We start from the raw sequence: 20,076 nt of genomic DNA, 5'->3' as shown, positions 1-20,076 counted from the left end.
ACAGGAATGTAAAGAGGAATTAAAAATAAAACAGAGTAAGTATAATGATCTACTTCGTGATAAAATATCTCTGCGTAGTTCTATGAGTCAAATGGAAGGCTCTGTGGAAGAACTGAGTCAAGAGAAAGACGAATTAAATAATCAGAAAGATGCACTCAGTAAACAAAAAGATGAAATGGCTCAAGCCTTAGAAGAATTAAGAAAAAGGAAAGAAGAATCAGAAGCGCGGATTCAAGAATTTAAAGGTCTTCTTGATAAATTCAAAGCATTTATTGATACTGGAAAATTAAAAATCAAGATCATTGACGGACGAATGGTGATTGTTCTTTCGTCAGATGTATTGTTTGCTTCTGGTTCAAAGGTTTTGTCGGCTAATGGCAAAAAAGCAATTTCAGAAGTAACAGGCATATTAGCCAGAATTGAGAACCGTAAATTTCAAATCGAAGGACATACTGATAGTGACCGATTTAGAGTGATAGGGCAGACTAATTGGGATTTGGCGGCGGATAGAGCGATTAATGTTCTTAATACTATGGTCAGATCTGGGATGCCTGAATCCAAAATATCTGCTGCTAGTTTCGGAGATAGCCGACCAGTTGTTCCAAATGATTCAAGTGCAAATAAAGCACAGAATAGAAGAATTGAAATTGTAGTTGTGCCTGATCTTTCTCTGTTACCCGGATACGATGACTTAAAGAATATGGCGGATAATACAGCTAAGTCGGAAGTTGGTAAAGACGGTTCGCTTGAGTCCAAAGAGAATAAGTAATAGTAGCCTCTTCTATGAAAAATAGTCTAGAATCATTTGAAGTGAATCAGTTGATAGGAGCATCTTCACCAATAGTTGCATTAAAAGATAAAATCATAAGCCTTGCAGAATTAGATGTTCCTGTATATATTCAAGGGGATGCAGGAACAGGCAAGAATTTAATTGCGAGCTTAATCGCAGGGAAAGGAATCTTGCAAATTGATTGTGCTAATTTTTCTTCTGATTGGAATTTGTTAATTCAACAATATGCAAATAAAACATCTAAATCTCTACATATTCGGGCGGAAAGCATTAAAGTAACGGCACCTCTATATTTTGATAAGCTAGAATTTTTAGATACCGAGGGACAAGCTATCTTGTTTAGAATCTTAGACAATCAAGAATTTGTCACAGCAAAAAAGGAAAGAGTAGATTTTTCTTCTAGAATTTTTCTTTCGTCTAATAAACATTTGCCGCAAATGGTGAAAGATGGATTATTTCGAAAGGATTTATTTCAAAAAATAAATTTAATCTGTCTGCATACTGTGAACTTAAGAGATGTTAAATCAGATTTGCCTCTCTTGGTGAATTATTTTGTTACAGAATTTAAAACAAAATATAAAAAAAATATTACTCGTCTCTCCGAGAAGCTAATACAATTTATTCTCCAGTATGACTGGCCTGGAAATGTGGCTCAGCTTAAAACAATGCTAGAAGGGATGATAATTCTTTCTTCTGAGAAGGTTTTGGATATCAGTCAAGTTCCAAAAGATTTTATTGCTGTTTCGTCTATTGCATCAGGGGGTAAACTGAATATTATCCCCGGAATTCCAATGATTGAGTATGAAAAGGAAATTATTCGAGAAAATCTAAAGTCAGTTGCAGGTAATCGTGATAAATGCGCTAAATTATTGGGTATATCAGAAAGAACTCTTTATCGCAAGCTCAAAGAATACAATCTAGAGTAATTGAGCTGATTGTAAATCATGCAAAATAATTTTGGGATTATTCATCCTGTAAATCTTGTTAATCCTGTCGGAAAAAATTTCTTTATCGAAAACCAATTTAGCTCGTGTATATTACTTGCTAAACAGTTATAGATAAAAAGATTTGTGATATGAAAAATATTATCCTATTATTCTTATTATCCGCTACTTACGTATGGAGCGAGCCGCTTCAAGTAGGAGAAGAGTTATCCCTATTGCAGTATGAAACACAACGAGATGAGAAGGTTACAATCCCAACGGGAACTCGCACTCTTGTATTTACAAGCGAAATGGAAGCAAGTAAAATTGCTCATGAAGTATTTGAAATCGGTGGGGAAGATTACTTAACCCAGAATTCTACTGTTTTTATTTCGGATATTCATAAAATGCCATTCTTGATTTCAAAATTTGTAGCTCTTCCGAAAATGAGAAAGTATAAATATACAATGCATTTGATTAAAGAGGATGGAGTCGGATCAGTTTTTCCAAGAGAAAAAGGAAAGTTAACCGTGATTAGCCTTTCCAATTTTAAAATTACCTCTATTCAGTTTGTTGGAAGTGCAGACGAGTTAAAAAAACAAATCGAAAAGAAGTAGACTTTTATAAGATTAAAATTGTCTTTGAGCTAGTTTCTTTGGAATCCTTTAATGAAAGTTATTTTGTGAGCCGAATGCAAGTCTTTTTTGGCTCATAGAGTGAGCCAAAAAAGACTTGCATTCGGCTCACTAGGTGTGACAATGTAAAGTATGACTTGGATTTGGGAGAATAGGAACTGGCCTGACTTTACTTGGAGCAAAGACAGAGTCAATTCTATATGCAGAGAAATTTTCCATAATATTGGAGTAATTTCAGGTAAGATTGGTTTTTTTGAGAAAAATGAAAATGCCCAGGCAGAATTAGATTCGTTATTAAAGAGTATTCTTACATCATCTGCAATAGAAGGTGAATCACTCAATGCGTTTTCCGTTCGCTCTTCCTTAGCAAAAAGATTAAAGATCAAGGTAGATAAATTTCCTACTACCGCTAGAACGGAAGGTTTAGCAGACTTACAATTTGATATTATTCATAATTTAGATAAAAAGTTTTCAAAGAAGCGATTGCTCTTGTGGCATACATTGTTATTCCCTAGCGGAGAAGATTGGAAAATTCCTGTTGGCAAGTTTAGAGGAAATACTCCGATGCAAGTCGTATCAGGACGCATTGATAATCCAAGAGTTCATTTCGAAGCTCCGCCTCAAAAAAAAATAAAAGCGGAAGTTCAACTATTACTTGATTGGTTTAATGATACTAAGATAGACGAAGTGTATAATCCATTTGTTAGGGCTGGCATTGCTCACTTGTGGTTTGTCACCATTCACCCCTTCGAAGATGGAAATGGTAGATTAGCGAGAGCATTATCGGAATTAGCCCTTGCTCAATATCATAGCGCTAGTTCTAAATTGTATTCACTCTCTTCGAATATTCTAGATCAAAGAAAAGAATACTATTCAATCTTAGAAAAAACACAAAGAGGTGGACTTGATATTACGGAATGGCTCATCTGGTTTTTAAAAATACTTAATCAATCTATTTTAGATTCAATTCTTAAAATAGATAAGACTCTTTTTAAAATTAGATTCTGGCAATTTTATAGAGATAGCCAATTTCTTCCAGAGCAAAGAAAGATATTGAATGCAATGTTTGACTCGGAGTCTACACAATTTGACAAAGGTGTTAGTGCAAAGCAATACCAGAAAATTGCTAAAGTTAGTAAAGCAACGGCTACTCGTCATTTGGCGGAACTAGTTGAATTAGGTTGTATAGAAAAACTTTCCGCAGGCGGACGTTCAACTGCGTATCAATTAGCCAAACAATTCATTACTCTGAGTCGAAAGACTTAGTTCTAATAACTATTATGACCAATATGTATATGGAAAAGGAAGTAGCGGATAACACATATTATATGTAAAAATAAAAAAAAGTTTCAATAATTACGCAGTAGCGCAAGCTTTTGGTGATTCTGCGTAATTACCTCGGCTTGATTATATTCGACCGTAAGTTTCTTTCCTCGATTCTGAACAAAAACAGATTATGAATCGAGGGACACAATGCTACAAAAAATTTCAGATCACGACTTAATACAAACTATTTCACATTTTCATGAGACCAAAGAAATAGAAAAATTTAGAACCGCGGCAGGACTTTGGATAATGGAAAATGCTAGAATTCGATACTCTTTAGCTGAGGATGAGTTATCGGAAATATTCTTGCGTTTTTATGAGAAAGCGGACAAATGCTTGGACTATTTTATTCGAAAGAATTATACCGATTTGCCGGCATACTTGAGTGTATACACAAAGCATTTAGTTCAAAATATTTTTCGTTCTAGAAGACAAGCTTATACAGAAGAGTATTTACAACTATGGCAAGAGGAGAGAGTTAATAAAGATACAGAGGAGTTAATACATCATAGTTCAACTTCAAGAATGAAGGATTGGCTAAAAGAAATTAGTTTAATGGGGAGAATAATTATTAGCCTCCGATACAATCTTCCTCTTGGCGAAGAAGAATTACGGATTCTCTATAAATGCTTACGGAAGCAGAATAAGCAAATAAAAACCTTTCATGAAGAATACGAGGAAAAGATTCGAATTTGCAGAGAGCGCCGCGAAAGTCTTTTACTAAATTTGAATAATTGTAATCGAAAAATTTACAATTCTTTAGACGTGTATCCAATTCTTGCTAAGAAAAGAAAAAAGAAAATATTAAATAAACTTTTGAATACGCATATCGTTTATTCAATTAAAGAAGTGAGCAATTTATTATCATTATCCCGTCATCAGACAGGTAGACTTTATAGAAGTTCCCTGGAAATAATTAAAGAGAAAATGGAACAACAAGAAACTATTTCGGTAGCGGCATAAATTACGGATGAGGTGAGAGAAGTTAAAAAACGCTCTCACTTTTTAAAAAGGAGTTCGTTAAAAAAATAAAACTTCAGTTCGTTAAATCGTTCGTTGGGAAAATTTCAGTTATTAAGAATTATGCACGGAAATTCTTACTTGCAAAATAAAAGGATGAGTTACTAATAGAACTATGAATCCAACAAAAGTCAGGGTTTCGAATAAGTTAAATTTAATTAAGATTATCACAGAGAATCCGGGTATATCTCTATCGAAGTTACAAAACTATACAAATCATAAAAATGTAGAGCAACTAAAAAAAGACCTAGGTGAGCTTTTTATGGTAGGGTCATATCCATATACACCTGCGGATTATATTGAAATTGATTACAATGAAAACGAAACGGTTAATATTAATTTACCGGTAAGCATTGATAAGACGATTGGACTTACGATAAACGAATGGCTTGCTATTCGTAAGATTTTAGAGGACGAGATAAATAACTCGGACACAGAAGAAGGTTATAGGATTCAATATAGATCTATATTAGAAAAGATAAAGCGTATTATCCCCTATTCGGAAGCGAAGGCAAATGAAGCAATACGAAAAAAAATTGAAGAAGCCATTCAAACGAAAAAGAAATTAGCTTTTATGTATACAGGCTGGAAAGACAATGCTCAAGAGGAAAGAATTGTAGATCCTTGGTTTATTTTTATTGAGAAAAATGAATACTTGGTTGCCTATTGTAATGACCGAAAAGGAAGGAGAAATTTTCGCTTAGCTTCGATTTCATCACCTAGGGTATTGGAGGAAAATATTGTTACTCCCCTGAACGCAATGGAGCAAAATAAACACATTCTTGAGTTCAATGCATTTCTAAATCAATCGGAAGAAAATTCTGAACTTGCAGAGATATTGATAACAAAGGAAGCGGAATTTAATTTTTCAAAGCATGCAAAACTTGAAATCATAGGGACTAAAGAGATTTCGAATCGGGAATACACCTACGCTAAAACTAAAATAATAGAGAAGAATTGGTTTCTTGATTTACTAAGAGGATTTGGAGAAAAAGTAATTTTACTTTCACCTGCATCTTTAAAATCAGAATATTTGGCTTGTATTGAACAGATAAAAATTCCGAGTAGTGGAAAATAATGCTTTGCCCCGCCAAAGTCAATCTAGGACTTAAAGTATTATTTAAGCGTCCTGATAATTATCATGAGATCGAAAGTATATTTTTAAAAATAAACTGGGGCGATGAGATTGACTTTGCGCCTAACGATTTGGGGATAGCTCGCCTTTTTTCAAAGAATGAACTAAATGGAGTAAAACACGCATTATTCGAAGAAGTATCTGAGCGTGGAGATTTTTCTAGAAATATACTTTTTAAAACATTTGTGAAAGTCAAACAATTGAAACCAGATTTGCGAGGAGTTGATATTCGTTTAACAAAGCGTATACCGCCTGGAGGAGGTTTAGGTGGAGGTAGCACGAATGCGGCATACTTACTTTCTTACCTCTTTCAAGACTTTCCGGAATTGCAAGATTCGATGCGTGAAATTTCGTCTAGCATTGGGGCTGATGTTCCTTTCTTTCTTTTGTCTGGTCATGCTCACGTTTCTGGCATTGGTGAAATCTTACGATCTATTTCTGTAGCATCAGGGACGGGAATTTTAGCAATTCCTCCTTTTTCGATTAATACAAAAGATTCGTATATAAGTCTGAAAAAGCCTTTACAAAGTGAGTGGGGTCAAAAATCATGGAGTCTCTTGGATAAAGATTTCTCTTTTGCTCTCGAGCGAGGGGATTGGTCAAAACTCCGAGAAAAATTTGAAAATGACTTTGAAAAGTATGCTTTTAGCGAGTTTCCTGAACTTGAGGTGCTAAAGCAGAATTTTTATAGGCAGGGTAGTAGTTTCGTTTCTATGACTGGAACTGGTTCTTGCGTATATGGATTTGTAGAAGGTATAGAAAAAGCGAGTTACATTCAGCAGTGGATGACTCAAAACTATCCTGAATGCTACTTCATTCATTTCAGCTTTTAAAATTGGGCTGTAGCCAAGTGGTAAGGCAGCTGGTTTTGGTCCAGCCATTCCCTAGGTTCGAATCCTAGCAGCCCAGCAAAATTTGTTACTTAAAAATCGGAATAATAAAAAGAGAATGAGCCAGACAAATCAAATTTGTGCCGTGGTATTAGCAGCCGGCAAAGGAACCAGAATGAAATCTGAACTTCCTAAAGTTGCGACTCTTCTAAATGGAAAGCCTCTCATTCTCCATGTACTCGATAATCTAATTTCTTCTGGAATCAAAGATATTTATGTTGTGGTTGGTTTTAAAAAAGAAACAGTTATCGAAATCTGTAAACCTTATTCTAATATTCACTTCGTAGAGCAAACAGAACAACTTGGCACGGGTCATGCTCTTCTTTGCTGTGAAGATTCATTGAAAGATTTTCACGGAAATCTGTTAGTAGCTTGCGGAGACGTCCCTTTGCTAACATCTTCTAGCTTTAAAAATCTTGCCTCTTTTCATTCTAGCAATCATAACAGCGTAACCGTATTATCCGCAGAGATTGATATTCCAAAAGGCTATGGTCGATTGATTCGAAATAGTTCTGGAAGTTTAATGCAAATAGTCGAAGAAAAAGACGCTACGGATGAAGAGCGCAAAGTAAAAGAGATTAATACAGGCACTTATATATTTAATTCTCCAGAAGTATTTCAAAATCTCAAGAAGGTTAATACGGAGAATGCGCAGGGAGAGTATTATCTTCCTGATTTAGTTAAAATTGCAAATTCTAAGAATGAAAAAGCGGGTGCATTGGTTCTTTCTAATCATTTGGAAAGCTCAGGTGTTAATTCACCCGAAGATTTAGAAAGACTGGAATCTTATATTCGTGAAGGAAAGATTTCTTTATGAAAAATCTTGCAATATTTTCGGGAAGCTCGAATAAACCATTAGCAGAATCAATCTGCAATCACTTAGGTATTCCTGTTGGAAAAATTATTCTTAAGAAATTTTCCGACGGAGAAATTTCTGTAAAGATAGATGAAAACGTTCGCGGTCGTGATGTATTTGTGATTCAATCTATTAGTAATCCGGCTAACGATCACTTGATGGAACTTATTTTAATATTGGATGCACTTCGTCGTGCTTCTGCTCGTAGGATAACCTGCGTTATCCCTTATTACGGTTATGGAAGGCAAGATCGTAAAGTAGAACCCCGTGTTCCTATTTCGGCAAGAGTGGTAGCTGATTTACTTCAGTCGATGAGTCCAGATCGAATATTAACAATGGATTTACATGCAGATCAAATTCAAGGTTTCTTTCATATCCCGGTGGATCATTTGTATTATTCGGTAGTGTTAGTAGAATACATTCGTAGTAAAAATATTCAAGACCTAGTTATTGTATCACCTGATTCTGGTGGTGCAGAGCGAGCTAGATTTTTAGGGAAGAGAGTAAACGCAAGTCTAGCCATTATTGATAAGCGTCGTCAGAGAGCAAATGAGTCAGAAGTGATGAATGTGATTGGCGATATTGAAAATAAGCACTGTATTATTTTAGATGATATGATTGATACAGCGGGAACCATTTCGAAAGCTGCTGTTGCCCTTTTGAATAAAGGGGCAAAGACTGTTATGTGCTGCGCGACACATGCAGTTTTATCAGGAGAAGCAACTGAGAAGCTAAACAGTGTTAACTTCTCGGAAATCATTTTATCAGATACGATTCGAATTCCAGAGGCAGGTAAGATAAAAAACTTAACTCAACTTTCCGTAGGGAAATTATTCGCCAATGCAATAGATAGGATTCACAAAGAAGAATCAATTAGTTCGTTATTTATATAAGTTAAATGCAATTTTAAGAAAGGATATAAGACAATGAGTAGATTAACAGTAAAAGCAACAAAAAGATCATCGACAGGTAAAAATGAGAACAATAGACTTCGCGCTAAAGGTCTCGTTCCAATTAATGTAATATACGAGGGAAAATCAATTCCCGGTAGTGTAGACGAAACTGAAATTAATAAAGTTATCAATACTGGGATTAGAAGTGCGACTCTTCTTGATATGGAAATGGAAGGGGAAGGAACAGCAGCAGTGTTCGTAAAAGAAATTCAAAGATTTCCTGCAACTAATAGAGTGCGCCATATTGATTTTTATAAAGTTACTCCTGGTAAAAAAATCACAGCGAAAGTTGGTGTGAGAACTACGGGCGTTGCAAAGGGCTCAAAAGCTGGTGGACAGTTTGAGCATTTAATTCATGAGTTGAAAATTAAATCTGTTCCAGAAGATTTGAAAGATCTCATCGTAGTCGATGTTACTGAGTTAGAAGTTGGACAAAGCATCAAAGTAAGTCAATTGGATGTTCCAAAAAGTTGGGAAATTATTACAAACGGTGACCCTATTGTAACTTCAGTAAATGTAACCAAAGCAATATTAGCCGCTGAAAGAAGTGAGAAAGTTGCAGTTGATCCAAAATCAAAAGCTGGTGCTAAAGCTGCTGCGAAAGCTCCTGCCGCTGGTGCGTCTGCTGCTGGTGCAAAAGCTGCTCCTGCCGCTGCCGCAAAAGCTCCTGCTGCAAAGAAAAAATAGTTAGCTAACCTATGAAGCTAATCGTAGGACTTGGAAACCCGGGAGACAAATACAATAACAATCGGGCGAATATTGGTTTTAAGATTTTAGATGTTATCGCAAACAACATCAATGTAGAAATTAAAACCAAGAAAAAGAAATCTATGATTGGAAGGGGAGATTTCGAAGGGGATGAGGTTGTTCTACTCAAGCCGCAAACTTTTAGCGATCTCTCCGGTGAATCTGTGCTTTACATTGCTTCGTTTTTAAAGATTAAAGTGCAGGATATCGTTGTTATCCACGAAGATACAAACCTAAGTCTAGGTCAGATAGTAGTTGAAAAGGGTGGAGATGATAAAGCGCAACTAGGTGTTGCGTCTATCGCTACTTCCTTACGCTCAAAGAATTTCATTCGAATTAGGATTGGAATTAAAAACAATTCATTCAAAGGAAAAGACAAAGAAAAGTTTTTAAAAGAAGATTTTTCTCCGGCAGAAAATTTACGACTGATTGAAATCATCAACGATGCAGAAGCGGCGATTCGCTCTATTAGCATTGGGGATATTGATGAAGTAGTGGAGAAATACCGATTATGAATTTATACGAACTCTACCCCCATTGGGAAACTAGAACGAATCGAATTTTACAATCTCTTCAAGCAAGAACTCCCTACGAACTTGACTTTAAATTCCGTCCAAACATGCGCAGTCTTGGGAACTTATATCGCCATATACTAGCAGCAGAAATTTATTGGATGGAAGACATCGTCGGGGGAAGAGGGAAAATGTTTGCCGAACTAGATGAAAAAGAATTTTACAATTCCAAAACTATCACTGACAAGTGGCATAGTGTGCGTAACCGCTCACAAGAAATCCTAAAGCCATTCTCCATCTCTGACTTTAAGAGAACTTTTCTCACGCCGCGTAAGAAAGCGGTAGAACTCAGTTATGTGCTTTGGCATGTAGTCGAGCATGAGATTCATCACTCTGGTCAAATCTCTGCAATGCTCCGTGCTCAAAATCTAAATAGCCCGATTAATTAACAGGGCGAGTCATTATTAGACCCGTGGTCAAATTGTTTTGTTTACGTGTTGTCTCTTCTAAAGGCTGCCTGTAGTCTCAATTTATTTTCGCAGTTTTAAAATGTATTCTTCTATTCTTCGAAATATTTCTGGTGCGGATTCATAGGATGGATTACTGCGATAAATTACTTCCTTTTCTTTACCATGCATTTTAATGAAAAGAGTTGTCGGATAATTTCGCTCTCCCTCCGGTGCTCCGTAGGCTGGGTTTAGATCAAAGAATTTATTGTCCTCGATGAATTTTGTTAAATCATAAACTTCTTTTTTAGTCAGAGTATAATTCTTATCTTCGTAAGTGGAACTCGACGGAATGCTACTGACTGGATTATTAAAGCTATCCTTTCTATCAGAGACTGCAAAGGACGTATCTTTTATTTCGATTGTTTTGTTTGGGCTTTTGTATTCTAAGAGAATTTGTTTTACCTTAGATTTTGGAGCAACTTGCGCATCTAAGTTTCCCGCAATAGCAACTACTGCAATTATAAATCGGAACACAGATTTCATTGTTTCTCCTAACTGAAATATTTTTAATTTATTTACTTCCCCTTTTTTATAAAATTATTCTATCTGAGCAAGTATTTTATTGATTCTGAAAGAAATTAAAATCAAATAGGAAAGTAGCCTCTTTAAAAATTGTAAAAGCATCATGCGATATAGAACGGAACTATCTCAATAGGATTATAAATATGAAAAATCAACTAACAGAGAATATTTTTTGGAATTTATCTCTTCGGCTAGAATTGTTTACAAGCTTCATTCCTATTCCTACCTTTGTCTATTTCATCGCAGTCGTCGGAGCCTTTAAAACAGAAGAAGATATTAGGGCTGTAGCCTTGTCTGGTTTGATTTGTGGAACCTATACAGTCGTATGGGGTCTACTGTATCGTTATTTTAAAACTAAGTATATGCTCAGAGATTTAGAACATTTAAAGGAAGGAAAAGTCAGTTCAGACAAAAGAAGAGAAAAAATAAAGCTCAATATTTTACATTACCCATACAAAGAAGGCAGGACAATCATCGCAAGATGGATATTAGGCGCAACTACAGGTCTGATTTTGTTTGGATTGATTACAGGGCAATGGTTCCCGGTTATTCCGACACTGTCTTTGTATTTGGGGCTACTCTTTGTTTTACCCATTTGTTATGTTATGTATTTATTTACGACAGAGAATGTAATTAGGAGTTTATTGTTATTACCAGAAGTAGTTCACATTCGAGTTCAAAAAGAAAATATTTACTATATGGGATATTTTATGAGAATCTTACTCGCCATTTCTGCTGTTGCCATTGCTCCTATTACAATTTTTGGTTACATTATTTATGCAATTAAGGCAGGGCATTTAAGTTTTAAAGATCCAATCTTACATATCGTTTTACTTTCTTTTCAATGTATTACATCCGTAGTAGTCGTAGCATTCGTTGTGGCTCGTTCACTCAAAGACGGTCTAGCTGTTACGAATAACGCACTCTTAGAATTGGGTAATGGTAACTTTGAAGTATCTAGTGGAAGAACATCAGCAGACGATTTTGGAGAACAAGCTCATTTGCTTGGAGTAATCATTTTAAAACTAAAAAATCTTTATACGGAGATAACAGACTTAAACCTTAACTTAGAAAATAAAGTAGAAGAAAGAACGAAAGAACTCAATGCTAGTTTTACTGAAATTAAAAAATTAAAAATCCAACAAGATGGAGATTACTTTTTAACTTCTCTACTTGCGCAGCCTTTATTTATTAACGCAAATAAATCTAATCTTGTAAAAACAGAATTCGTCATTCGACAAAAGAAAACCTTTGAATTTCATAATAAAAAGGCAGATTTAGGAGGAGATATTTGTATTACTGGAAATTTGAAACTAGGCACAATTGCAAATCATTCTACCTATACAATGGCATTGAATGGAGATGCAATGGGCAAGTCAATGCAGGGAGCTGGAGGTTCTCTGATTATGGGAGTCGTAATGAATTCAATTATGGCAAGATCTGCTGCCAAAAAAAGAATTCTAGATGTTTCTCCTATTAAGTGGCTAACGGATATTTACCACGAATTGAATTCGGTATTCCTAACGTTCAATGGTTCTATGCTTTTTTCTGCTACGGTGATTTTAGTAAATGATGAAACTGGTGAGATGTTTTACTGGAACGCAGAACACCCATTTACCGTCATTTTGCGAGACAATAAAGCAGAGTTTATAGAAGGCGGACTCGAACTCAGAAAATTAGGAAGTGAATCAGAGTTTGAATTTAAAGTTTTAGAGTATCAATTAAATCCAAATGATATATTAATTCTTGGCTCTGATGGAAGAGATGATATTCTGATTAGAACGGAAGATTCCATTCGTGAAATTAATTACAATGAAAAATTGTTCTTGAAGTTTGTAGAGCAATCAGAAGGAGATTTAGAAAAATTAGAAGAAATTCTAAAAGACTCAGGAGAGTTAACAGATGATTTATCTCTACTCAGACTTGGATTTCAAGAAAATAGTCTTAGTTTGACCAGAGCTGAAGCGATGCAAGCGATAAATAAAGCGTATGCGCAATCTAAAGAATTGTATAAGAAAGGGGAAATTAAAAAAGCATTAGATACCTTATTGTCTGTCTATTCCCCTAGCATCCATATTCCAAAACTGAATCGTTTGTTAGGTGTATTGAGTTATCAAAATAAGGACTATGTCACTACTGTAGAAGTATTGTCAAAGTATATAAAGGAGCATCCAGATAGTGATGAACTATTGTATTATCTTTCAATCGCATTTCGCAGAATCGGAAATTATCAAAAATCAATCGAGACTGGAAAAAAACTTTTCGATCAAAGAAAAGATCATATTGGCAACTTGATTAATCTAAGCGATTTACATCGATTAAACTCTGAATTAGAACAAGCGCAATACTATATCTCGGAGGCATCACAATTAAGTCCCGAAAATCCAAATGTAAGAAAACTCCAAAAGCTTCTGAGAGGAGATTAAAAAGATTACGACCGAGGACACCGATAAAAATCGATGCTTTTTTGCAAAACTACTTAAAATATTATTTTTTTTTGATTTACTGAATCTATTAAATTTGCTTTTGTTACTGAAAAGATACGAAAATTAATCTAAGTATGAAATTTTACAAAAGGGTCTGAAGATGAATGTAACAATCAGGGAAAATCAATCTATACCAGTAATTGATATTCAGGGTGAAATCACAATGTATGATATAGAGCCTATCAACGAAGCAATCGGAAAACTCATTCAAGAAAAGAAATACAGAGTTGTCTTTAATCTGGCAGCAGTTCCATTTATTGACTCGTCTGGAGTTGGCATTATACTTCGTTCGTTGGTAAGTCTTTATAAGCATGGTGGAATTATACATATAAGTTCCTGCGTCAGTGCGGTTGAAAATATCATTAAAGTTTCTGTCAAAAATACAACTGCTAAACTTTTTCCAACAGAAGAAGAAGCCGTCCAAGCTTGTCTGAGTCTTAAATAAGAGCTAAAAGAAGAAATCAATGGAACAATTGAGCGAACAAGACTTTTACTTCATTTACGAAGATACTAATTTCAATGAAGCAAAAGAGAGAGATAACATCAATGAACAAGTCAAAACCCAAAAAGGACTTGTGATTATCGTCTATTCGTTCTCTGCAGAAATTGAAGAAATTATTAAGCATGGTCTTAGCACAATTCTCGAAGTCTACGGCAAATCAGCATTAATCAACACAGTCTACAACGTCTTATTTGAATCCATACTCAATGGTTTGAAAGCTAACGCAAAGAAACTTTTTTTTCTTGAAAACTCTTTGAATATTGATGATCCGGATGATTATTCAAAAGGAATTTTACTTTTCAAAAAAGACATTAACAAATCAAATTTGCGCCAATCAGGGGAACGCAATCGAGAGAGAAATATTTTTGTTCGAGTAAAATTTGCCTATGATGATAATGGATTAGAAATTGAAGTTTTGAATAATACCGAGCTTCTTCCCGCAGAAGAAACTCGGATTCGAGAAAAGCTAGCCTTAGGTGAAAAATACGATGACTTGATGAGTTATTATATGGATAATTCGGATTCAACGGAAGGGGAAGGTCTAGGACTAGTTCTAAGTCTCATTCTTTTGAAAGCAGAAAATTTAGATCCTTCATTATTTAGGATAGGAACAAAGAATGGTCTCACCTTTGCAAGAATTGAAATTCCATTTAATAATCAATTTGTAAGTAAGCGAAATCACTTACTTTAATTTCCTATGAAGCTAAGCATGGTTATCCTTCCAGCCATTTTCTTTATTCTTCTCTCCATTTTATATACCCAGCAAGAAGTATTAATCTTTAGACCTTATCCATTAGCGGCTAATTATACGTATTCGTTTCCATTTACTTTCGAGGAATTAAAATGGGAAGTAAAAGATGGTGTTGTTTTGAATGCTCTCCATTTCAAAGCAAAGGAATCAAGGGGTGTGGTTCTATATTTTCATGGGAATGGTGGCAATCTCGCAGGTTGGGGAGAAATTGCCGAAGACTTTCTTTCCCGCAAACAAGACCTAATCATTTTTGATTATCGTGGTTATGGCAAGAGCACTGGAAAAATTCAATCAGAAGAAGATTTACTTAACGATGCACGATATGCCTATGAATATACAAAAACTCAATATACAGAATCTCAGATTACACTTTATGGAAGATCACTTGGTTCCGGGCTAGCCGTATATCTTGCGAAGGAAAACAAGCCAAAGCGATTGATATTAGAGACTCCGTATAATAATTTTACTGATGTGGCAAGGTATCATTATCCGTATTTACCTACATTTTTAATGAAATATAAATTGGATTCAGAGAATTTAATTGAGTTTGTTCGTTGTCCGATTTATATTTTTCATGGAACGGAAGATATTGTGATCCCATTGGAATATGCACAAAAGCTAGATGCGAGAATTAAGAAAGATCATAAGTTCTTCATAATTTCAAATGCAGGTCATAATGATGTTTCAGAAACAAAGGAATATTTTTCAGAGATAACAAAAATTTTCTGGTAAACTTTATTTGCCCCCGTTTGTATATTCAACTAGAAGCAGGGTAGAATCATCATTGATTTTCTTTGTGCCTCTAAACTTTACCCATTCTGATTTGATAAATTCTAATGCTTCGTCAAGTGGCAATCCATTTGATCTTAAGAATACTTCTTGTAATTCATCTGAATTCCAGCGCTCTTCTTTTTCATTGAACGCATCAATAATCCCATCTGTAAAAAGTAAAATCCGATCCCCAACATCGATATGTCCTTCTTTTTCTTCAAATGTATCACCGGCATAACTGAGCATTCCAATGAAGAGTCCTTTAGTGGAAAGGACTTCTATTTTTTTAGATTTCTTTCTATATAAGAATGCCGGTCTATGTGCTGCTGAGCTAAATCGAAATTTGCCGCCGGGTTCAATCACTATGATCAATGCAGTCAGATAGTCATGAGTGGTCATGATACTTGAAATACTTTTGTTCACTTCTTGGAAAATTTTTACAGGAGAACTAGTTCGCCTTGATGCATTCATGAAACTAATCTTATACATCGTAGAGAGTAGGGCTGCCGGTATTCCATGTCCCGATACGTCGGCAATTAGAATTCCTACTGAATTGTTTTGGAGAGGGACTATATCATAAAAATCTCCACCTACTTTCATCAGATAATCATAATAACCCACGAACTTGATATGTGGATAAGGAAGATCTGTAGAAGGAAAAATACATTTTTGTAAGTCAGACGCTAAGTCTAGCTCTGAATCAATCGTAAACTCTTTTGCTTGCAGCATACCTAATACGCGACTAAGTTCTCTTGTTCGCTCTTCTACTTTCTCTTCTAACTTGGTATTTAATACAGCAAGCTCTTTCTTCATTGTATTGATACGATCAGTTAGAGCAAGAGAAAGGAGAAGCATTTCAATTGTGCTACCTATTTGCAAACTGTATGTAGTTAAGAAATTCTGAGGAACAATATTAAAATTGCGCAGAGTTAAAATGATTCCACCTGCTAAGAATGTAATCCATGTTATCAAAAAGAATATGGCAGTTCTATTCCCATGAATTACTGCGCGAACTACTATCAGAATAGACGTAATCATATAAATGAATCCAAGGATATTCATTGGAACGATTATCGTTGCATAGTCAATGGTCAGAACAAGAATGATAGAAATAAAACTTAAAACTGTCAGGGTAAATAATGTTTTGCGCTCCCATGAATATTTCTCTTCAATATTCAACAGGTTTTTAAACAGAATAATTAATACAAATTGTAATATGGCAGAGGAGAGCGGCAGGAAAAGTTTATTCCATGCAGGGTAATTAGGCCAGTAAGAATAAATAATCCCATTCATCGAGAGCTGATAGAGACCAAGAGCAATTACATAAAACAAATAGATGAAATAGTTTTTATCTCGAAGGGATAGATAGATGAAAAGGTTGTAAAAGAACATTATGATTACAACGCCATAGTAGATACCGAAGATGAATTCTTCGCTTTGATCTTTTTTGAAGAACTTCATCTCATCATAAAGATAAACCGGAAAGATAATTGTTTCATCAGAAACAACACGCATGTAAATTACAAGCTCATCTCCATTTGGTATATTAGGAAGTTTGAATATAAAATTGCGATGCTCGTATCCCCGTTTATTATAGGGAATTAGTCTTCCACTATTGTAAGAAATGAAAACATCGTCTGCCTCTTCATCACCGTTGTTTTTATTGCTTAACATGTAGACGTCCAGGTTATCAATATGAGGCCAGGGAATTTCGAGTAGGGTTGGCTTGGATCGATTCTTATTAAATAACTTTAGTCGAAACCAATATGCCGACCGAGTATAACCTAAATTAACCGTATTGTCATCTATAGGCTTAAAAAAAAGATTCTTTTCGGAATTAATAATAGTGCTTAGAGTGAGTGACCTGTCTTTATCCTCTAACATTTCTAGATAGGAGGTAACATTATAAATTCCTTTTTTATTGGTGAGTTTGACCGCTTCTTCTGAGGAAAGAAAGAATGGGCAAAACATTAGAAAGAATAAAAGGAGGAATTTCATAGGCTACGGTACTTATATATAGCATTAATTTATTTACAAGGAAAAAAAGGGAGGATTTTGTAATTCTTAAGAATATATGCAATGACAAAGGCTAGATTTTCTGACAGAGAGCAGTGAGTATTGGTTGGAGCACCTATGCTGAGCACAGTTGAAGTGTTAGAGGCTCATGTTCTTACGCAAAATCTCTTCATCAAATCTCTCTGTGTCTCAGTGCCTCTGTGGCAATCAAACTACCGGAAAATCAATCTTCCAAATCGTATGAACCAAAAAAGGAGAGCAGTTATATAAAGAATGGCTGCATAGGCTAAGTGAGAGACGGTAAGACTTGGAAATAAAAAAACAAAACCTCTTGTTAAAGCTGCGATTAAACTAAGAAATAGAAACCAATAGAATATCTTGGAATTTTTTTCCGCAGTCATATCGAAACCACCGTGTGATAAGATGACTCTGGTCATAATACTTAAGACTAATAGTGATAATCCCCCAATCAAATAGATATGAGCTAGATGAGCAGAATAATTCATTCCAAAGGAATATCCTGCTAATCCAATTATAAACAAATAACAAGAGATTAGAATTGTCCTAGCAAGTCTTCCTTTGAAATGAGAGATTTCAAAGATATGGAAAAAATTTACAATCCAAAAACTGCAGATAATAAAGCGTATCCCTTTCAGGCTCATTGTTGCATATTCGTTGGTAAATGAGTATATTCCGATCTCCAAGAGAAAACTAACAATAAATATTGGGATAAAAATCTTTTCCCATTTTTGTGCTTCTGCTTTTTTCATCCAATCCATTTTGGCTATTGGATTTTCTGTATTCACTATCATGGGAATCATTCTAGTTCCGATACCAAAAATTATACAGGGAATCATTCCGTAAAAAATGAAATCCTTTCCGTATTGAAATAGGAGTCTTTGCTCAGAGAATAAACTTGCCAATTGAAGTAATGAGCCAATCAACCCTAAAAAAAATCCACCGGATAGAAAATACAAATAACCGGAAAGGTTTACTTTTGAAATTCTAAACCGGTGGATAATAAACAAAAATAGGATACCAAAATCTAGTGATTGGAATACATAGAATACAAATGAATTCTCAAAAAAAAGAACAAAGGTAAAAATCAAAAATTGAAGAATAGAAAGGAAAACTATATCGCTTAACGTTAAAAAATCTGTAGCAGTAAATCGAGGAATGGCTGTAAAGATAAATCCCTTTATTACAGGTAATAAAAACAGTGCAGTCATGATATTTATATGATGTAAGATTGGGTAAGAGTTTACGTTGAAATTAATCCATTGTTTTTGATATATCCATGTCAGTATCCAAAGACTTACTCCTATTATTGCACCGAAAATGGATATAGGAAAGAATATCCGATAAGGTTCAATTACTTTGGATTCTGATGTCTGCATTTTGGGTTAGCCTTTTTCCTTCTAATGAATCAAGTTTATTTACTTGTATCACAGTCGTAATTATAACACATTGACTTAGGTCAAAGGAATTAAAAAGAATGAGTTCTAATTTTTGGAGTCAAATTCCAGATACAATCAAGAGTGAATTGGAAAAGATTGCTCAAATAAAGAAATTTCAAAAAGGAGAAATTGTTTTTTCAGAAAATGATTCATTTAAGGGCTTCGTAGTTATTAAATCAGGAAAATTCAAGATATATAATTTGAATCCAAATGGCAAAGAAGCAATTCTTAGAGTGATGAATGAAGGAGAAATGGCAGCAGGTCCTTTAATTTTTTCTGGGGCTCCCAATTATCCTGCAACTTTAGAATCAATGGAAAATGGTTCTGTCTTCTTTTTCGAGACAAACCAATTTAAGCAATTTTTAAAAACACACCCTGATTTCCAAAACCAATTTACTTCTCAAATGATGCAGTTTATGCATTACTTAAAAAATAAAACATCCTCCTTGATGCTTTTAAATTTAAAAGAGCGGCTAATGGAATACTTAAAGGAGAATGGGGCTGAGCATAATTTCATTCAATTGAAGATAAATAAAAATCAGCTTGCGTTATTACTCAATGCGACTCCTGAGTCAATCAGCAGAACTTTCAAAGCACTCGAAGAAGAAAATTTAATTGAGGCTAAAGGAGAAAGCTACAAACTTATTTCGACTTGATTATTTTGATGATAAGTCTTTTACGAATTGAAGTGCTTCGCTTCTATTTCTGTAAATGGAGTTTCGGTTGAATACAAGCCTTGCTGTGGATTCTAAAATTATTTCTTTTTCTTCGAGTCCATTCGCCTTAAGAGTAGCACCTGTTGAAACTAAATCTACAATGCAATCTGACAATCCACAAAGTGGGGCTAATTCTATACTGCCGTATAGCTTTATAATTTCGCAATTAAGACCCTTTGAGAAAAAAAAGTCTTTTGTTAGATGAGGATATTTCGTTGCAACGCGAATCTTTCTAGAATAATTTTTCAAATCGAAGTCTACGCTACCAGCTAGGGATAATCGACATTTGCCAATGTTTAGGTCAACGGGTGAAAGAAGGTCGTATTTTCCTTCCTTTAAAGTATCCCAGCCTATAATGCCAGCATCGGCAGCACATTCTTCTACATAAGTAGCAACATCTTGAGCTTTTACTAAAAGAATTTTTACTTTAGCAAGAGAATCCGTGAACGTTAATTCACGGGTTGATTCGTCTGGTTTGGTTAAGAGCCATTTTTTTCTGATGAGTAACTCTACACTTTCATCGGCAAGACGCCCTTTCGGTAGAGCAAGGGTTAACATG

The 20,076-nt window shown here is 34.9% G+C and carries 21 protein-coding genes and 1 tRNA gene; 18 read left to right on the top strand and 4 right to left on the bottom strand.

Annotated features, from left to right (window positions below):
* Positions 1-82 precede the first annotated feature (82 nt).
* From IPH52_00320 to IPH52_00260, 13 genes are all read left to right on the top strand, one after another.
* Complete coding sequence (locus IPH52_00320) at positions 83-769, top strand: flagellar motor protein MotB (protein MBK7053484.1); 687 nt, start codon at positions 83-85, stop codon at positions 767-769.
* 14 nt (positions 770-783) lie between these two features.
* A complete protein-coding gene (locus IPH52_00315; protein MBK7053483.1) occupies positions 784-1,716 on the top strand; it encodes a sigma-54-dependent Fis family transcriptional regulator in 933 nt (310 codons plus the stop codon).
* A gap of 149 nt (positions 1,717-1,865) precedes the next feature.
* Positions 1,866-2,330 carry a hypothetical protein gene (locus IPH52_00310; protein MBK7053482.1) on the top strand — a complete coding sequence of 155 codons (465 nt, stop codon included), beginning with the start codon at positions 1,866-1,868 and terminating at the stop codon, positions 2,328-2,330.
* 150 nt (positions 2,331-2,480) lie between these two features.
* On the top strand, positions 2,481-3,614 hold the full coding sequence (locus IPH52_00305; protein MBK7053481.1) for a Fic family protein: 1,134 nt from the start codon (positions 2,481-2,483) through the stop codon (positions 3,612-3,614).
* A 207-nt stretch (positions 3,615-3,821) separates the two neighbouring features.
* The gene (locus tag IPH52_00300) at positions 3,822-4,637 is read left to right on the top strand and encodes a hypothetical protein (protein ID MBK7053480.1); all 816 of its coding nucleotides are present in this window, start codon (positions 3,822-3,824) and stop codon (positions 4,635-4,637) included.
* Positions 4,638-4,809: 172 nt separating this feature from the next.
* Entirely contained in the window at positions 4,810-5,772 is a 963-nt protein-coding gene (locus IPH52_00295; protein ID MBK7053479.1) for a WYL domain-containing protein, read from the top strand.
* Positions 5,772-6,662 carry a 4-(cytidine 5'-diphospho)-2-C-methyl-D-erythritol kinase gene (locus IPH52_00290; GenBank protein MBK7053478.1) on the top strand — a complete coding sequence of 297 codons (891 nt, stop codon included), beginning with the start codon at positions 5,772-5,774 and terminating at the stop codon, positions 6,660-6,662. The genes IPH52_00295 and IPH52_00290 overlap by 1 nt, the downstream gene beginning before the upstream one ends.
* Before the next feature lie 3 nt (positions 6,663-6,665).
* Positions 6,666-6,738: transfer RNA gene (locus IPH52_00285), tRNA-Gln, on the top strand.
* Between the two features lie 39 nt (positions 6,739-6,777).
* On the top strand, positions 6,778-7,536 hold the full coding sequence (locus tag IPH52_00280) for an NTP transferase domain-containing protein (protein ID MBK7053477.1): 759 nt from the start codon (positions 6,778-6,780) through the stop codon (positions 7,534-7,536).
* Entirely contained in the window at positions 7,533-8,468 is a 936-nt protein-coding gene (locus tag IPH52_00275) for a ribose-phosphate pyrophosphokinase (protein MBK7053476.1), read from the top strand. Before IPH52_00280 ends, IPH52_00275 begins: the two co-directional genes overlap by 4 nt.
* A gap of 33 nt (positions 8,469-8,501) precedes the next feature.
* Positions 8,502-9,215: a 50S ribosomal protein L25/general stress protein Ctc gene (locus IPH52_00270; GenBank protein ID MBK7053475.1), complete on the top strand. Its 714-nt coding sequence runs from the start codon at positions 8,502-8,504 to the stop codon at positions 9,213-9,215.
* 11 nt (positions 9,216-9,226) lie between these two features.
* The gene (locus IPH52_00265; GenBank protein ID MBK7053474.1) at positions 9,227-9,790 is read left to right on the top strand and encodes an aminoacyl-tRNA hydrolase; all 564 of its coding nucleotides are present in this window, start codon (positions 9,227-9,229) and stop codon (positions 9,788-9,790) included.
* Positions 9,787-10,236, top strand: coding sequence for a DinB family protein (locus IPH52_00260; GenBank protein ID MBK7053473.1), 450 nt, complete (start codon positions 9,787-9,789; stop codon positions 10,234-10,236). The genes IPH52_00265 and IPH52_00260 overlap by 4 nt, the downstream gene beginning before the upstream one ends.
* Before the next feature lie 81 nt (positions 10,237-10,317).
* Here IPH52_00260 and IPH52_00255 read toward each other — a convergent pair whose 3' ends face one another.
* Positions 10,318-10,779 carry a hypothetical protein gene (locus IPH52_00255; GenBank protein MBK7053472.1) on the bottom strand — a complete coding sequence of 154 codons (462 nt, stop codon included), beginning with the start codon at positions 10,777-10,779 and terminating at the stop codon, positions 10,318-10,320.
* A 182-nt stretch (positions 10,780-10,961) separates the two neighbouring features.
* On the opposite strand from IPH52_00255, the gene IPH52_00250 reads away from it, so the two are divergent.
* The 4 genes from IPH52_00250 (at position 10,962) to IPH52_00235 (ending at position 15,289) form a co-directional block, all read left to right on the top strand.
* Entirely contained in the window at positions 10,962-13,244 is a 2,283-nt protein-coding gene (locus tag IPH52_00250) for a SpoIIE family protein phosphatase (GenBank protein ID MBK7053471.1), read from the top strand.
* A 160-nt stretch (positions 13,245-13,404) separates the two neighbouring features.
* A complete protein-coding gene (locus IPH52_00245; GenBank protein MBK7053470.1) occupies positions 13,405-13,749 on the top strand; it encodes an STAS domain-containing protein in 345 nt (114 codons plus the stop codon).
* A 19-nt stretch (positions 13,750-13,768) separates the two neighbouring features.
* Entirely contained in the window at positions 13,769-14,497 is a 729-nt protein-coding gene (locus IPH52_00240) for a histidine kinase (protein MBK7053469.1), read from the top strand.
* A 6-nt stretch (positions 14,498-14,503) separates the two neighbouring features.
* Complete coding sequence (locus IPH52_00235; protein ID MBK7053468.1) at positions 14,504-15,289, top strand: alpha/beta fold hydrolase; 786 nt, start codon at positions 14,504-14,506, stop codon at positions 15,287-15,289.
* Between the two features lie 3 nt (positions 15,290-15,292).
* Here IPH52_00235 and IPH52_00230 read toward each other — a convergent pair whose 3' ends face one another.
* Both IPH52_00230 and IPH52_00225 read right to left on the bottom strand, forming a co-directional pair.
* Positions 15,293-17,326, bottom strand: coding sequence for a SpoIIE family protein phosphatase (locus IPH52_00230; protein ID MBK7053467.1), 2,034 nt, complete (start codon positions 17,324-17,326; stop codon positions 15,293-15,295).
* A 230-nt stretch (positions 17,327-17,556) separates the two neighbouring features.
* Positions 17,557-18,741 (bottom strand): NnrS family protein, encoded by a 1,185-nt coding sequence (locus IPH52_00225; GenBank protein MBK7053466.1) that lies wholly within the window; start codon positions 18,739-18,741, stop codon positions 17,557-17,559.
* 98 nt (positions 18,742-18,839) lie between these two features.
* On the opposite strand from IPH52_00225, the gene IPH52_00220 reads away from it, so the two are divergent.
* Positions 18,840-19,457 (top strand): Crp/Fnr family transcriptional regulator, encoded by a 618-nt coding sequence (locus IPH52_00220; GenBank protein ID MBK7053465.1) that lies wholly within the window; start codon positions 18,840-18,842, stop codon positions 19,455-19,457.
* Here IPH52_00220 and IPH52_00215 read toward each other — a convergent pair whose 3' ends face one another.
* The gene (locus IPH52_00215) at positions 19,458-20,075 is read right to left on the bottom strand and encodes an ATP phosphoribosyltransferase (GenBank protein MBK7053464.1); all 618 of its coding nucleotides are present in this window, start codon (positions 20,073-20,075) and stop codon (positions 19,458-19,460) included. It lies immediately after the preceding gene.
* Position 20,076 lies beyond the last annotated feature (1 nt).

The organism is Leptospiraceae bacterium (assembly GCA_016708435.1).
Taxonomy (GTDB): Bacteria; Spirochaetota; Leptospiria; order Leptospirales; family Leptospiraceae; genus UBA2033.
This window is presented reverse-complemented; position numbering and strand designations above follow the sequence as displayed.